The sequence below is a fragment of the Streptomyces sp. NPDC107471 genome (genome assembly GCF_055582845.1).
On record NZ_JBVJPC010000012.1, the window covers coordinates 138,388 to 153,477 of the forward strand.

Below are 15,090 nucleotides of genomic sequence, written 5' to 3' on the forward strand. Positions count from 1 at the left end.
CCAGGTCAGCGCCCGAAACTGGCCAGCTTCGCCCGCAACTGGAGCACGGACTTGGTGTGGATCTGGCTGACCCTGCTCTCGGTCACTCCCAGGACGTTCCCGATCTCGGCGAGCGTGAGGCCCTCGTAGTAGTAGAGGGTCACGACGGTCTTCTCCCGCTCGGGCAGTGTGTTGATGGCCCGCGCCAGGAACCGTCTGAGCTCGCGGTCCTCGGCGACCTCCACGGGGTTGTCCGCGGCGGTGTCCTCCAGCGTGTCCATGAGGCTGAGCCGGTCGCCGCCCTCGCCCCCGACATGCAGCAGCTCCTCCAGCGCCACCACGTTGGCGAGCGACAACTGGCTGAAGACCGCGTGGAGATCGTCGACCGCGATGCCCAGCTCGCCGGCGACCTCCCCCTCCGTCGGCGTCCGCCGCAGCCGCGCCTCCAGGGTCGCGTACGCCCGCTCGACGTTGCGCGCCTTCTGCCGCACGGACCGCGGGATCCAGTCCAGCGCCCGCAGTTCGTCGATCATCGCGCCCCGGATGCGGGTGATCGCGTACGTCTCGAACTTGATCTCCCGGTCGACGTCGAACTTCTCGATCGCGTCGATCAGCCCGAAGACCCCCGAGGAGACGAAGTCCGCCTGCTCGACATTGGGCGGCAGACCGACGCTCACCCGCCCGGCGACGTACTTCACCAGCGGTGAGTAGTGCAGGATGAGCTGCTCGCGCAGCCGCTCGTCTCCCGTGGCCTTGTACGACCGCCACAGTTCCTCGAGCGTCGAGGGAGCGGGCGGCCGCACGCTGCCACCGTCACGGGCGGCCGCGGGGATCGCCGCCCGGTCGGACCCGGAAGTGTGCTGGGGCATTCGTCGCCTTGTGCCGTTCTGCTGTGAAGTACGCGTTGTACGTGGAGTGCGTCGGAATCCCCGTGAGCGTAGCGTGACTGAAGAGTCGCAGTGCGCAAACAGCGTGCCGGGACGCACCCGCGGACACGTGCCGCGGACCCCTTCCGCGCGACACGACCGTCGCGCTGTGTGATCAACGGAACACCCCAACTGCGGTAATTCCCAAGGGCTTCGGGGTTAGCCCGGACGGCCGAACACGCACGGTCAACACAGCCCACGACCGCCCCGGACCGAGATCATCGCCTGGCGTGTCAACTTCCAGCCGTCGCCGTGTCGTTCGACGTAACCAAGTGCACGGAGTTCGTACAGTCTCGCGACGGCGTCGTCCCGTGTCGTCTGCGCACCGCGCGCGATCTCGTCCGCTCCGGCCTCCCGTCGTCCGGGCAGCGCGGACAGGACCCTGCGGGCCGCCGGCTCCAGCAGGTCGCGCGGCAGCACGGGGCCGCGCCGGTCGGGGGCCAGCTCCCCCATGTCGCCGACCAGTTCCACGACTTCCGCGGCGTCCGTGACCAGTGTGGCGTCCCCGCGCAGCAGCTCGTGCACCCCGCCGGACAGGCTGCTGGTGGCCGGCCCTGGCACCCCCATCGTGTGACGGCCCAGCCGCTGGGCCGCCCGGGCGGTGACCAGGGAACCGCTGCGGTGGGCGGCCTCGACGACCACGGTGCCCCGGGTGAGGGCGGCGATCACCCTGTTGCGCAGCACGAATCTGCTGGGCGTCGGATGATCGCCGGGCGGCAACTCCCCGACCACCAGGCCCTGTTCCGCGATCCTGGTGATCAACTGGGTGTGTCCGCGCGGATAGGGCCGGTCGACCCCGCAGGCCAGGACGGCGACGGTGGCCCCGCCCGCGCCGAGCGCCCCGCGGTGGGCGGCGCCGTCGACCCCGTAGGCCCCGCCGGACACGACGACCCACCCCAGCTCGGCGAGGCCGGTGGCGAGGGTGGCCGCCATGTGGGCGCCGTACTCGGTGCAGGCCCGGGCCCCGACGAGGGCGACGGATCTGAGCGCCCACATCCGCAGGCTGGGCCGCCCCCGTACCCACAGCCCGAGCGGCCGGGCGTCCCCGAGGTCGTCGAGCTGTCCCGGCCACTCGGCGGCGCCGGGGACGACGAACCGCGCGCCTGCCTCGTACGCGACGGCGAGGTCCCGGCGCGGTTCGGCCACCCCGGCTCTCGCCCTCAGTCCGCTCCACCGCCTCTCGCTCACCCCGGGCAGCGGATCCCCGCACCCGCGGAGCCGCCGGGCCACCTCCCGCACGCCCCGCTCCCGGATCCACCGCCCCGCGGCCTCGTCGCCGGGCTCGACGACCCGGGAGAGGAGGACGCGGTCGAGGAGTTCGCCGTCGGGTTCGTCGCCGGTCATGTCAGCGCCCCGATGGCCATGGGCACGCCCCGGGGCACCCCGGTGCGCAGTTGCAGCGCCAGGGCGACGTCCGTCGCGTCCGGGCGGTCGTGTCCGACGAGGTCCGCGACGGTCCAGGCGACGCGCAGGACCCGGTCGAGACCGCGGGCGGTCAGCACGCCCCGTTCCAGATTGCGCTCGGCCTCGTCCATCGCCCCGGACACGGCGTGCCAGCGGCTGCGCAGCTCGCGTCCGGGCACCTCGCTGTTGGATCGCCACGGGGTGCCGGCGAAGCGCACGGCCGCGCGTTCCCTCGCGGCTCGCACCCGGTCCGCGACCACGGCGGTGGACTCGCCCCGGGAGCCACGTCCGGCCAACTGGTCCCGCGTGACACGGTCCACCTGCACCCGCAGGTCGACCCGGTCGAGCAGCGGACCGGAGAGCCGGGCCTGGTAGCGCCGGACCGCCGAGGGCGGGCACTCGCAGAAGTCGTCGGTCTGCGAGAAGCGGCCGCAGGGGCACGGGTTGGCCGCGAGCACCATCAGGAACTTCGCCGGGAACCGCACCACCCCGGCACTGCGTGCGATCACCACGTGCCCCGCCTCCAGCGGCTGCCGCAGCGCGTCGAGGGCCTGCGTGCTGAACTCGGGTGTCTCGTCCAGGAAGAGGACGCCCCGGTGGGACAGGGACACCGCCCCGGGGCGGGCGATGCCGGGTCCGCCGCCGACGAGGGCCTGCATGGTGGCCGAGTGGTGCGGGGCGCAGTAGGGGGCGAGGTCGATCAGCGGCTTGCCCGGCGGCAGCAGACCGGCCACCGAGTGCACCGCGGTCACCTCGAGCGACTCCTCCCGGGCGAGGCGGGGCAGCACCGCGGGCAGTCGTTCGGCGAGCATCGTCTTGCCCGCGCCGGGCGGTCCCTCCAGGAACAGGTGGTGGCCACCGGCGGCCGCGACCTCCACGGCCGTGCGCGCCGAGGTCTGACCGACGACGTCGGCCAGGTCGTGGCCGTGGTCCTGCTGGGCGGCTCCGGCGCTGTGCATGCCGGTGGCGGCCCCTGTGCCCGGCACCCGCAGGCCGGCCAGCAGCGGATCGGGACGGCCGGGCTCGTGCGGTTCCTCGTCGGGCACGGGTTCGTCGGCGAGGACCGCGATCAGTTGCCGGAGGCTGCGGACGCCCAGCACGGAGATCCCCGGCACCAGCGAGGCCTCGGCCGCGGCGCACTCCGGCACGACGACCTGGACGTAGCCCGCGTCCGCGGCGGCCAGCACCGCGGGCAGGATGCCCCGGACGGGACGCACCCGGCCGTCCAGGCCGAGTTCCCCGATCATCACGATGTCGGCGAGGACGCGCGGGTCGATCCGCTCGGAGGCGCCCAGCACCGCGCACGCGACGGCGAGGTCGAACCCCGAGCCCGCCTTCGGCACCGACGCCGGGCTGAGCCCCACCGTCAGCTTCTTCTGGGGCCATTCACCGCCCGAGTTCACGACGGCCGCCCGCACCCGGTCGCGGCTCTCCGTGAGGCTCTTGTCCGGCAGACCCACCAGCGTGAAGGCCGCCACCCCGGGCTCCAGGTCGGCCTGGACCTCGACCACGACCCCCTCGACGCCCACCAGCGCCACCGAGCACGTACGAGCGAACCCCATCTCAGGCCACCCCCCGCGCGTGCTCGACCACGGGTGCGCCGCGCTGTGGCAGGACGACGCCGACCAGGTCGATGCGGACGCCTCCCGGTGGCGCCCCTCCGTGGGCGTGGATCCAGCAGGCGGCGAGGCCCCGCAGGCGTTCCGCCTTCTCGGGGGTGACCGCGGCCATCGGGTGCTCGAAGGCACCGGACCGGCGTGTCTTGACCTCGCAGACGACGAGGACCTCGCCGTCCCGCGCCACGATGTCGATCTCGCCGGTCCTGCCGCAGCGCCAGTTGCGCTCCAGGACCGTCATCCCGGCCTCGGTCAGCCGCCGTGCGGCCAGACTCTCGCCGTACTTGCCGAGTGCACTGCGTGCGTTCATGTCGGCACCACCTCCGGCACCGACGATCACGCAATCCCGCCCACCGAGTTGATCTTGGTGGATTACTCAGCGGTTGTGGAAAACCCCGTCACTCACACGGGCGACCCACCCGTCACCCGCCCGGCAGCTCCAGATCGCTCTTGTTCAGCTCCTCGATGTTCACGTCCTTGAACGTCAACACTCGCACCTGCTTCACGAAGCGAGCCGGCCGATACATGTCCCACACCCACGCATCCGCCATGGACACCTCGAAGAACACCTCACCCTGGACCGAGTGCACCTGCATCTCGTAGTCGTTGGTCAGGTAGAAACGCCGCTCGGTCTCGATCACGTATTTGAACAGACCGACGACATCGCGGTACTCCCGGTAGAGCTTCAGCTCCATCTCGGTCTCGTACTTCTCGAGGTCCTCGGCGCTCATGGCATGTTCCCCTTCAGCCGTGCGATCCCACCATTGTGCGCCAGTCCCGTCGGCACCTAGACGATTTCGGTGTCGAGGGTCACGGGCCCGGCCGGGGGACCTTCGTCGAGCAGCCTGCGCAGCAACTCGGCGAGTCTGGTCGGATACACCGTCTCATGTGCCCGGGCAAGTTCCTGACACGTCCACCAGCGCGCTCCGGCGACGCTGCGTCGCTCCAGCTCGGTCAGGGCCGTGGCCCGGGTGGCCGTGACCGTCGTACGGGCCAGGTAGTACCACTCGTCCTGGTCCCAGCGGCGGCCCGCGAACGGGAACGAGCACATCCGCCGCCAGAGCACCGGCCCGAGGTCCACCTCGGTGATGCCGGTCTCCTCGGCGAGTTCCCGCAGAGCGGCCTCTTCACGGGTCTCGTCGCCCTCCAGTCCGCCGCCGGGCGTGAACCACCAGTCGTCGGCCGGGTCGTCCGGCTCGTGCCCGTGCAGCAGCAGGATGCGGTCCTGGGGGTCGAGCAGCACCACCCGGGACACCTTGCGCAGGGCGCCCTCGCCCGGCACGTCAGCGGGCACCGACGGGCTCCCTCCGGACCTGGGAGCGCCTGCCGAACCGCTTGGCCACGGGCCCGTACGCCCCGCCGCCCAGCACCAGCACCGCGCCGGCGACGATCAGCACGACGATCGTGCGCAGCGGGCCGGGCGAGGAGAGCGCGCCGAGCGTCTGGAAGGAGGCGGGGCGTTCCAGCATGCCCTTCATGGGCCAGACGACGGCGTCCACGCGCGCGGTCACGGCCGAGCGGGCGACGGTGCCCTGGGCGGCGTCCGTGAGGTGGGCGGAGGAGTCCAGCGAGCCCTGGCGCTCGTCGCCGAGCAGGAACAGGCGGCCCTTGGGCACCTTCACGGTGGGGATGGACTTGTCCTCCACCACGTTGCCCTTGAGGTACGTCTCGTCGATCTGCTTGCCGTTGACGGTCAGCTTCCCGTCGGTGCAGCAGGAGACCGTGTCGCCGCCGACCGCGACGACCCGCTTGACCACGGGCGCGTTGGTCACCCAGGTCTTGTCGGTGAAGACGACGACGTCACCCCGGCGTATCTCGTCGCTGTCGACGCGCTGCGCCATCACCCGGTCGCCGGCGTCGATGGTGGGTGTCATCGAACTGGTGGGCACGGTGTACGGCCGGTAGACCACCGCTCCCCAGGCGAATCCCCCGAGGAACAGCACCAGGCCCAGTGCGACGGCCAGTCCGGACAGTCGCTGTCCGGTCCGGCCACCCACCGGGCCCGTGTTGGTGCCACCGCTGTGCGGGGCCGTACGCGTAGTGCTCTCGCCACCCATGGACCCGCACCCTACCCGGCGGTACCTGAGCGGGTCAGCCCCTCCCGCCCGGCCGGAGCGACAAGCTCCGCAAAGCTTTCACCAGGTCCGTGGGGCCGATGACGACCGGCGGCCGGGCCCGCTCAGCGGGTCCGCTCGACGGTGGCCTTCCTGCGCCGCCACAGCGCCACCGGCACCGCGCCGAGGAGGGCGATCCCCTGCGGGGCGACCGTGAGGGCGGCGGAGGCCGACGCCTTGTCGTTGATGCCGGCCTGGCTGAAGGTGTCCGGCTTGGGCAGCGTGCCCCAGCGGTTGATCGGCCAGGCCTTCACGATGGCGCGGCCCACGACGTCGTCGACCGGGACCATGCCGTGGTGCTTGTCGGACTGGTTGTAGCGCGAGTCACGGGAGTTCTGCCGGTGGTCGCCCATCACCCAGATGTAGCCCTTGGGGACCTTCACGGTGAACTGGCCGCCCTGGTCGTCCTGGCTGCACGGGGTGTTGCCGGCGTAGACGTACGACGCCTCGTCCAGTGCCTTGCCGTTGACCTTGAGCGGGCCCGTGCCCTGGCAGGAGACGGTGTCACCGCCCACGCCGACGACGCGCTTGATGAGGTCCTTCTCCTCGGCGGAGGGCATCAGACCGATCCAGGACAGGAAGGTCTGCACGGCGTTCGGGTCCGCCGTGGGCTCGCCCGCCAGCCAGTTGTCGGGGTCGTGGAAGACGACGACCTCGCCGCGCTCCGGCTCGGAGCCGAACCACGGGGTCAGCTTGTCGACCAGCACCCGGTCGCCCTGCTGAAGGGTGTTCTGCATCGAGTCGGACGGGATCGAGAAGGCCTGCACCAGGAACGTCTTGATCAGCAGCGCCAGCACCAGCGCGATGCCGATCAGGATGGGCAGCTCCTTCCAGAAGGAGCGCTGCTTCCTCACCTGGGGGGCCGAATCGCCGGGCCCGCCTCCCCGGACCTCCGTCGTCGTCCCGTCCTCGGTCGCCCCGGAGTCACTCCCGGAGGTCACGGCGCTGTCCGCGGCCGGGTCGGCTGCTTCCACGGGGCGTCCGCGGTGCTCCTCGCCGTCGTGCCCGGATCGTGCGCCAACCGCCACATCCCCCACGCCAACTCCTTACTCTGTGCCGCCGCCTGCCCCAGATACGGCGCAGGCCCACCACTCCCATAACGAGCGGGAGTTCCGCAGGGCTCGGGAGTTGGATCGCTTCGTTCGGATCGTCGGGAGCAACCCTAAGCGACGCCCGGGAGGCTGAGGTCGCGACGGACGCCGAGTCGGCAATGGAAGAGTAAGTTTTCGGTTCTTTCAGCGTGGTCCAGTGCCCGAAGGGCCAGGCGATGACCATGGCCCGTCCCACCACCGAGTCCTCGGAGACGGTGCCGCCGTAGTCGGTGTCCTGGTGCGAGCGGGAGTCCGCGGAGTTGGCGCGGTGGTCCCCCATCACCCACAGCCGCCCCTGCGGGACGGTGATGTCGAACTGCTGGGTGGACGGGGCGTTCCCGGGATACAGGTAGTCCGTCTCGCTCAGGGGGACGCCGTTGACGGTGACCCGGCCTTGCGTGTCACAGCACTTGACGCGGTCGCCGCCGACCCCGACGACCCGCTTGATCAGGTCCTTCTCGTTGTCCGACGGCAGCAGGCCGATGAAGGTGAGCCCTTCCTTGACCTGCTTGACGACCACGGGGTCGTTCTTCTTGGTCGTGGTCTGCTCGTCCTGGAGCCAGCCGCCGGGGTCCTTGAAGACGACGACGTCCCCGCGTTCGGGCTTGGAGCCGAACCACGGGGTGAACTTGTCGACCAGGACGCGGTCGCCGATCCGGATCGTCTGCTCCATCGAGCCGGACGGGATCACGAACGCCTGGACGAGGAAGGTCTTCAGGACCAGCGCTATCAGGACGGCCACTCCGACCAGGAGAGGTATCTCCTTGACCGCGCCGCGCCTCCTGCGCCGCTTCACCTTGCGCTGGAGCTTGCGCCGCTCCGCGCGCGAGCGGCCGCCCCCGGGGCTCGCGGAGCGCCGGACGCCGGTGGGCAGCAGGTTGTCGGCGGCGGTGCTCGCCACACCGCGCGGTTTGCCCCGGTTACCCATGCGCGCCCTCCACGGCGGGCACGCGCGCGTAGGCGGCGGAACGGTGCAGGCGGGTGGCGTGACCGGCGGGCCAGATGATCCAGTCGGCCCGGCCGAGGACGTCGTCGACGGGGATCATGCCGCCGCCGGGTGAGCCGAGGTGGTCCCGGGAGTCGCTGGAGACGCTGCGGTGGTCACCGAGGACGAACAGGGTGCCCTCGGGCACCCGGACGTCGAAGGGCACCGAGGACGGGCTGTCACCGGGGTACAGGAAGCCCGACTCGTCGACCGACCGGCCGTTCACCTCGACCCTCCCCTTCTTGTCGCAGCAGACCACGTGGTCTCCCCCCACACCCACAACGCGCTTGATGTAGTCCCCGTCCCCGAAGTACCCGGTTCCGTCGAACACGACTACATCTCCCCGCCGCGGCTCGGCACCGAAACGGTACGCCAACCTATTTACGAGAACGCGGTCCCCGATCCTCAATCCGTTCTCCATGGATCCGCTGGGGATCTGGAAGGGCCTGACCACGAACGTGCTGACGAGCAGGAGAAGGACCAGGCAGAGCAGCAGGAGCAGGGAGATCCGGCCGCCCGGCAGCCACTGGGTGATCCTCGACACCAACGCGAAACGCGACCGTCCCTCCGCGGCCCCTGGTTCGGGGTGGGAGGAGCGGTCGCGCTCCGTCGGCTGTGCTTCGGTGTCCATCGGGGCCAGATGCTATCCGGCCGCGCTGTGACGTCCGAAAAGCGCTCAGTTCTCGCGCTTCTCCTTGATCTTCGCGGCCTTGCCGCGCAGCTCGCGCAGGTAGTACAGCTTGGCGCGACGCACGTCACCGCGGGTGACCAGCTCGATCTTCTCGACGATCGGGGTGTGCACCGGGAAGGTGCGCTCGACGCCGACGGAGAACGAGACCTTGCGGACCGTGAAGGTCTCGCGGACACCGGCGCCCTGGCGGCGGATGACCACGCCCTTGAACTGCTGCACACGGGAGCGGTTGCCCTCGATGACGCGGACGTGGACGTTGACGGTGTCACCCGGGCGGAAGGCCGGGATGTCGCTGCGCAGCGACGCGGAGTCGACGGAGTCGAGCAGGTGAGACATTTCGTCTGCTTTCTTCGCCCATGCCACAGGTCATCGGCGGTAGATAGGGTTCGTGAGGAGGCTGTCCGTGTCGGGGCGGGCGTCGTGTCCCCCTGTGGCAGGGGCGCACGCCGGACGACGCACAACAGCGGCCTATTCTTCCACGCCTTCCGGCCTGCGCCAAAATCGGCCGTACGGCTCCCCCGCCGGGTCCGGCGCCCAGCCCAGGATGGAGAGCATCTCGCGGTCCTTCTTGTCGAAGGCGGCCGGCTCGCAGCGCTCGATGAGGTCGGGCCGGTTGGCCGCCGTACGCCTGAGGGCCTCGTCGCGGCGCCAGCGGGCGATCTTGCCGTGGTGCCCGCTGAGCAGGACGTCCGGGATGCCGCGGCCGCGCCACTCGGGCGGCTTGGTGTAGACGGGCCCCTCCAGCAGGTTCGCCATGGCACCGGGCGCGAAGGAGTCGTCCCGGTGCGACTCGGCGTTGCCGAGGACACCGGGCAGCAGCCGGGCCACCGCCTCGGTGATCACCAGGACGGCCGCCTCGCCGCCGGCGAGGACGTAGTCGCCGATGGACACCTCGTGGACCGGCATCCGCGTGGCGTACTCGTCGATCACCCGGCGGTCGATGCCCTCGTAGCGCGCCGGCGTGAAGATCAGCCAGGGGCTCTCGGAGAGCTCCACGGCGAGTTCCTGGGTGAAGGGGCGGCCGCTCGGGGTGGGGACGACGAGGGCGGGCGCGTGCGAGCCCGTCTCGTAGCCGTCCGCCAGCACGGAGTCCAGCGCGTCCCCCCAGGGATCGGTCTTCATGACCATGCCCGGACCGCCGCCGTACGGGGTGTCGTCGACGGTGTTGTGGCGGTCGTACGTCCACCCGCGCAGATCGTGGACGCGCACGTCGAGCTGCCCCCGCGCGCGTGCCTTGCCGACCAGGGAGACGTTCAGGGGGTCGAGGTACTCGGGGAAGATCGTGACGACGTCGAGGCGCATCTTCTACGACTCTTCCCGCGAGGAGGCGATCTCGGCGTTGTCGTCGATGAGCCCGGGCGGCGGGTCGATGACGGCCTTCTGCTCCTCGAGGTCGATCTCGGTGACGATCTCCTCGACGAACGGGATCATCACCTCGGTGCCGTCGGGCCGCTCCACGATGAAGAGGTCCTGGGAGGGCAGGTGCGAGATCTCGGTGATCCGGCCCACCTCCACGCCGTCCTTGGTCACGACGTCGAGGTCCATGAGCTGGTGGTCGTAGTACTCGTCCTCCTCCTCGGGCAGCTCGTCGGGATCGATCTCGGCGATCAGGAGGGTGTTGCGCAGCGCCTCGGCGGCGGTCCGGTCACGGACGCCCTCGAAGCGCAGCAGGAGACGGCCGCTGTGGACACGGCCCGTCTCGATGGTGAGCGGGCCGGTGGCGGCCGGGTCGGTCGCCAGTACGGCGCCGGGTGCGAGCCGGAGTTCCGGCTCGTCGGTACGGACCTCGACGGTGACCTCGCCCTTGATGCCGTGGGCGCGGCCGATCCGTGCGACTACGAGCTGCACTTCCGAAGATCTCCTGTCGTAGGGCCCGGGACGACTACGGGCCGGGGACGGCCCGATGGCCCTCCCCGGCCCGAGCCGGTGCTGCGTTTGACGTCAGCGGACGTGGTCCACGTCGACGAGGTCGACGCGGACACCGCGGCCGCCGATGGCGCCCACGACGGTGCGCAGGGCACGCGCGGTGCGGCCGTTGCGGCCGATCACCTTGCCGAGGTCGTCGGGGTGGACCCGGACCTCCAGCACGCGCCCGCGGCGCAGGGTGCGCGAGGCCACCTGCACGTCGTCAGGGTTGTCGACGATGCCCTTCACGAGGTGCTCGAGAGCCTCCTCGAGCATGCTCAGGCCTCGGTCGACTCAGACGAAGACGACTCAGCCGCGGCCTCGTCCTTCTTCTCAGCCTTCTTCTTCTGGGTGATGGCCTCACCCTTGCCCGTGTCGTCGCCGCCCAGGGCCTCGAACGACGGGCGCGCGGCCTTCTCGGCCGGCTGGAGCAGCGGAGCCGGGGCGGGCTCGCCCTTGAACTTCTGCCAGTCGCCGGTCTTCTTCAGGATGGCGAGCACGGGCTCGGTCGGCTGCGCGCCGACACCCAGCCAGTACTGCGCGCGCTCCGAGTCGACCTCGATGCGCGAGGGGTTCTGCACCGGGTGGTACAGGCCGATCTCCTCGATCGCACGGCCGTCACGACGGGTGCGGGAGTCGGCGACGACGATGCGGTAGTGAGGCGAACGGATCTTGCCCAGACGCTTCAGCTTGATCTTGACTGCCACGGGAGTGGGTTCTCCTGGATTTGACGTGGTTGGGCACGGCGAGACTGCCGCGTGGGGTTGCGGTACCCGAGTGCCCGATGGACGCGTCAGCCGGAGGCGAGAGGGTTCCTGTGCGGCTGTCGAGTACAGCTAGCCATTGTGCCATACCCTGCGGCTCCGCTCGGACCGAGGCCGCGCACGAGCATGCCTGAGGGGCACCCGGCACTCCGGGTGCCCCCGGGCAGGATCGCGGCTGCCACGAGCAGTCGCGGTCCTCAGCTCGCCGCTGCGCCCACGATCTCGGGGATGCGGAACGGCTTCCCGCAGCCCCCGCAGACGATCGGCGCCTGGGCCAGGACGGAGGGGACGACCCTCACATTGCGGCCGCAGTCGCAGACCGCCTTGACCCGGACCCCGCCTCCGGAGGAGCCGTGCCGCGCCGCCGGACCCCGGAAGGAGCGGGCGGTGTCGGCGGAGGTCGCCGCCGTGTGGGCCTTGAGGGCGCGCTGCAACCGCTCGATGGTCGGGCGGTAGCGGCGCTTTGCCTCGGGGGTGAGCGTGACCAGGGAGAAACCGCTGCTCGGGTGCGGCTCCTCGGGGTGGTCCAGGCCCATCTCCTCGGCGATCGCGAGGAATCTGCGGTTGTGGTAGCGGCCGGCGCGGGAGGTGTCGCGGATGCCTCGCGCGGCGGCGATGCCGTGGACTGCCTCGTGAAGCAGTCGCTCGAAGGAGAGCTCGTGACCGCAAGCGGACGACGACTCCCCGATCAGGGACTCTGGCGCGGCAAGGTCGGGCAGTTCGGGGTGGTACCGCTGAATGTCGGCCCACGCCTCTGCCAGCTCTGCGGCGAGAACAGGTGGTGTCTGTGTCGTGCTCACGTAATGACAACGAGCCAGGGTGCCCCTGTGTTCCTATTCCGGGGCATCCCAAATAATTTGCACGTACCCGTCAGTTGCCGCTGATGCGTGGAGACGAGGGCGGGTGCGCTGATCTGCGGAGAACCCTCACAGCTCGTAACAAGCCGGTACGTAGTGTGAGGTACGCCCCGGCGCGTAGATCGTGTCCACGCGCCGGTGCGGTTGGGATCCGCAGGTGCGCAAGAGGCGTTTCGGTCGCTCTCGCACCGGAAGGGCGCTGTCTCAGTAAGCGCGGGCAACGACTGCGACGTTACCGGGGGCGTCGTCGGTTCCCGGCACCGACCCGTCCTCCGCGACCAGACAGCGTACGGTCACCGCGTGCTCGGCCAGCCTGGCCTCGCCCTCCGCGCCGAGGACGGCCCACGGGATCCGCGCCCAGCCGCCCGAGACGGCGGCCTCGACGGCCTCGTCGAAGGTCGACACCTCGGCGGTGCGGGACTCGCGGCGCGCACGGGACTGGGCCAGCAGCAGCGCCTGGTCCTCCTCCAGGAACCCGGGGAGCAGTGCCGCCAGGGAGTCCAGGGCGACGGCTTCCTTGCCTCCCGGGATGCGGCGGGCCACCATCGCCGTGCCGCCCTCCAGGTCACGGGGCCCGATCTCGACGCGGACCGGCACTCCCTTGAGCTCCCAGTCGACCGCGCGGCGCCCGAACGGGGTGTCGGTGCGGTCGTCGACGTGGACGCGCAGCCCCGCCGCCGTCAGCCGGTCGCCGATCTCGCGGACCTTGGCCAGAACCGGTTCGTCCCCCTTGATGGCGAGCACGACGACCTGGGTCTGCGCGAGCCGCGGCGGTACCCGCAGACCGCTGTCGTCGCCGTGCATCATCACCAGGGCGCCGATCATGCGGGTGGTGGAGCCCCAGGAGGTCTGCCAGACGAGTTCCTGGGTGCCGTCCTTCGACAGGTAGGAGGTGTTGAAGGCCCTGGCGAAGTTCTGGCCCAGCTCGTGGCTGGTGGCCATCTGGAGGGCCTTGCCGTCGCCCATCATCCCTTCGAGCGTGAGGGTGTTGATCGCGCCGGCGAAGCGCTCCCTGACGGTCTTGCGGCCGGGGACGACGTCCATGGCGAGGACGTTCGTCATGAAGTCCTCGTAGACCTGCCGGTGGATGTGCGAGGCGAACACGCGCGCGTCCTGTTCGGTCGCGTGCGCGGTGTGGCCCTCCTGCCACAGGAACTCCGTCGTGCGCAGGAAGAGGCGCGGCCGCAGTTCCCAACGCACCACGTTGGCCCACTGGTTGATCAGCAGGGGCAGGTCGCGGTAGCTCTGCACCCACTTCGAGAAGTAGTCGTTGATGATCATCTCGGAGGTGGGGCGGACGACCGCGGGCTCCTCCAGCTCCTTGCCGCCGCCGTGGGTGACGACCGCGAGCTCGGGCGCGAAGCCCTCCACGTGGTCGGCCTCGCGGGTGAGGTAGGACTGCGGGATCAGCAGCGGGAAGTACGCGTTCTGCGTGCCGGTCGCCTTGATCCGGGCGTCCATCTCGGCCTGCATCCGCTCCCACAGCCCGTACCCGTACGGTCGGATGACCATGGTGCCGCGCACCGGACCGTTGTCGGCCAGTTCGGCCTTGCTGACCAGATCCTGGTACCAGCGCGGGAAGTCGTCCGCCCGGGGTGTGAGAACAGGTGCCTTTGCCATGGCGCGATGTTACGGGCGCGGATTGCCGGGACGTGAATTCTTTTCCCCGGCACATGCCAACCCGCAAGCAGGACCCTTCTGCCTCTGGACGAGCGGTCGAGTGCGGAGTTACCTGGCATACGGGGGAACTGCGAGCGCACGTCACGGGGGCTAAGGAAACGGGCACAGAGTCAACTCTCGGCGGATTGGGGCGCTTATCCATGACACCCACGCTCGTGCGGCAACACCTGTCTTCGACGAGAGAGGCGTCCCGCGCGGACCTCGGTGCACGCGCGCGTGACTGGTCCGAGATCCAGGAGCGGATGCTGGTTCCGCTGTACGAGACCGTCTACGAGCGTCTGGAAGTGGGCCCGGCGACACGGCTGTTGGGCCTCGGCTGCGGCAGCGGGCTGGCCCTGCTGATGGCCGCCTCCCGGGGTGCGGCGGTGGCCGGGGTCGAGCCTTCCTCGCCCGAGCGGCTGGCGCTCGCCCGGGAGCGGCTGCTGCCGGAGGCGTCGGGCACGCGCGCGCGGGCCGGCATCAGCCTGGTCGAGCAGGTGCCGGCGGAGATCCCCCACGCCGGGACCGCCCCGTACACCCTCGTGACCGCCTTCGAGCCGATCGGGTGTCTCGCGGGGGACTCGGAGGGGCTCGGCGATCTGCTCGCCTCGGCGACACCGCTCGCCCGGCGGGGAGCCCCCGTGGTGCTCGCCGGCTGGGGTCCGCCGGAGCGGTGCGCCACGTCGTCCGTGCTGCGGGTGGCCACCAGGCTGGCCGATCCACTGCGCGGCACGGGCAGTTGGCGCCCGGCCCTGCGCGACGACCTGGAGGAGGTCGCCCAGCGGGCCGGCCTCAGGCCGGACGGCTCGGGGCGGGTGTCCTGCCCCTTCGGGTACGCCGGCCTCGACAGCGCGCTCAAGGGGCTGCTGTCGACCGGGCTCTTCGACGCGGCCATCGAGGCGACCGACCAGGCGCAGGTCGACAAGGAGGTGACGGAGGCCCTGCATCCGTACCAGCGCCGGGACGGCACGGTGTGGATGCCGAACGTCTTCCGGTACCTGGTCGCGCGCGTGCCCTAGCCGTCGGCCTCCTTCGTCAGCCGCGCGAACCGCGCGACGGGCTGCTAGGGAGACCTGCGCGGCGGGGCGGGGTTGGTCAT

The 15,090-nt window shown here is 70.9% G+C and carries 18 protein-coding genes; 1 reads left to right on the top strand and 17 read right to left on the bottom strand.

The features are described 5' to 3' along the window. Positions 1-5: 5 nt before the first annotated feature. The 17 genes from whiG to proS all read right to left on the bottom strand — a co-directional run bounded on the left by whiG (position 6) and on the right by proS (position 13,952). On the bottom strand, positions 6-848 hold the full coding sequence (gene whiG, locus ACZ66S_RS33680; RefSeq protein WP_053848449.1) for an RNA polymerase sigma factor WhiG: 843 nt from the start codon (positions 846-848) through the stop codon (positions 6-8). Positions 849-1,091: 243 nt separating this feature from the next. Continuing rightward, positions 1,092-2,249 (bottom strand): DNA-processing protein DprA, encoded by a 1,158-nt coding sequence (gene dprA, locus ACZ66S_RS33685; protein ID WP_469905361.1) that lies wholly within the window; start codon positions 2,247-2,249, stop codon positions 1,092-1,094. Beyond that, entirely contained in the window at positions 2,246-3,871 is a 1,626-nt protein-coding gene (locus tag ACZ66S_RS33690) for a YifB family Mg chelatase-like AAA ATPase (protein WP_469905362.1), read from the bottom strand. The genes dprA and ACZ66S_RS33690 overlap by 4 nt, the downstream gene beginning before the upstream one ends. Position 3,872: 1 nt before the next feature. Continuing rightward, the gene (locus ACZ66S_RS33695; RefSeq protein WP_383547143.1) at positions 3,873-4,235 is read right to left on the bottom strand and encodes a YraN family protein; all 363 of its coding nucleotides are present in this window, start codon (positions 4,233-4,235) and stop codon (positions 3,873-3,875) included. 112 nt (positions 4,236-4,347) lie between these two features. Beyond that, positions 4,348-4,656: a DUF2469 domain-containing protein gene (locus ACZ66S_RS33700; protein WP_003965949.1), complete on the bottom strand. Its 309-nt coding sequence runs from the start codon at positions 4,654-4,656 to the stop codon at positions 4,348-4,350. Between the two features lie 56 nt (positions 4,657-4,712). After that, complete coding sequence (locus ACZ66S_RS33705; protein WP_469905363.1) at positions 4,713-5,219, bottom strand: NUDIX hydrolase; 507 nt, start codon at positions 5,217-5,219, stop codon at positions 4,713-4,715. Beyond that, a complete protein-coding gene (lepB, locus tag ACZ66S_RS33710) occupies positions 5,209-5,982 on the bottom strand; it encodes a signal peptidase I (RefSeq protein WP_469905364.1) in 774 nt (257 codons plus the stop codon). Before lepB (ACZ66S_RS33710) ends, ACZ66S_RS33705 begins: the two co-directional genes overlap by 11 nt. Positions 5,983-6,104: 122 nt before the next feature. Continuing rightward, entirely contained in the window at positions 6,105-7,076 is a 972-nt protein-coding gene (lepB, locus tag ACZ66S_RS33715) for a signal peptidase I (RefSeq protein ID WP_469905365.1), read from the bottom strand. Further along, the gene (lepB, locus tag ACZ66S_RS33720) at positions 6,964-8,058 is read right to left on the bottom strand and encodes a signal peptidase I (RefSeq protein ID WP_469905366.1); all 1,095 of its coding nucleotides are present in this window, start codon (positions 8,056-8,058) and stop codon (positions 6,964-6,966) included. Before lepB (ACZ66S_RS33720) ends, lepB (ACZ66S_RS33715) begins: the two co-directional genes overlap by 113 nt. Continuing rightward, positions 8,051-8,746, bottom strand: a complete 696-nt coding sequence (gene lepB / locus ACZ66S_RS33725) for a signal peptidase I (RefSeq protein ID WP_469905367.1) — start codon at positions 8,744-8,746, stop codon at positions 8,051-8,053. The genes lepB (ACZ66S_RS33720) and lepB (ACZ66S_RS33725) overlap by 8 nt, the downstream gene beginning before the upstream one ends. Positions 8,747-8,791: 45 nt before the next feature. Next, positions 8,792-9,142, bottom strand: coding sequence for a 50S ribosomal protein L19 (rplS, locus tag ACZ66S_RS33730; protein ID WP_053848457.1), 351 nt, complete (start codon positions 9,140-9,142; stop codon positions 8,792-8,794). Positions 9,143-9,274: 132 nt separating this feature from the next. Continuing rightward, positions 9,275-10,108 carry a tRNA (guanosine(37)-N1)-methyltransferase TrmD gene (trmD, locus tag ACZ66S_RS33735; RefSeq protein WP_469905368.1) on the bottom strand — a complete coding sequence of 278 codons (834 nt, stop codon included), beginning with the start codon at positions 10,106-10,108 and terminating at the stop codon, positions 9,275-9,277. 3 nt (positions 10,109-10,111) lie between these two features. Beyond that, a complete protein-coding gene (gene rimM, locus ACZ66S_RS33740; RefSeq protein ID WP_469905369.1) occupies positions 10,112-10,654 on the bottom strand; it encodes a ribosome maturation factor RimM in 543 nt (180 codons plus the stop codon). A 93-nt stretch (positions 10,655-10,747) separates the two neighbouring features. Beyond that, complete coding sequence (locus tag ACZ66S_RS33745; protein WP_007384965.1) at positions 10,748-10,987, bottom strand: RNA-binding protein; 240 nt, start codon at positions 10,985-10,987, stop codon at positions 10,748-10,750. Positions 10,988-10,989: 2 nt separating this feature from the next. Further along, positions 10,990-11,418 carry a 30S ribosomal protein S16 gene (gene rpsP, locus ACZ66S_RS33750; protein ID WP_469905370.1) on the bottom strand — a complete coding sequence of 143 codons (429 nt, stop codon included), beginning with the start codon at positions 11,416-11,418 and terminating at the stop codon, positions 10,990-10,992. Positions 11,419-11,672: 254 nt separating this feature from the next. Beyond that, the gene (locus ACZ66S_RS33755; protein WP_020138752.1) at positions 11,673-12,275 is read right to left on the bottom strand and encodes a hypothetical protein; all 603 of its coding nucleotides are present in this window, start codon (positions 12,273-12,275) and stop codon (positions 11,673-11,675) included. A 261-nt stretch (positions 12,276-12,536) separates the two neighbouring features. Then, on the bottom strand, positions 12,537-13,952 hold the full coding sequence (proS, locus tag ACZ66S_RS33760; protein ID WP_469905371.1) for a proline--tRNA ligase: 1,416 nt from the start codon (positions 13,950-13,952) through the stop codon (positions 12,537-12,539). Positions 13,953-14,152: 200 nt separating this feature from the next. Between proS and ACZ66S_RS33765 the strand changes: the two genes are divergently transcribed. Beyond that, entirely contained in the window at positions 14,153-15,010 is an 858-nt protein-coding gene (locus ACZ66S_RS33765) for an SAM-dependent methyltransferase (protein WP_469905372.1), read from the top strand. The last annotated feature ends 80 nt before the right edge of the window (positions 15,011-15,090 follow it).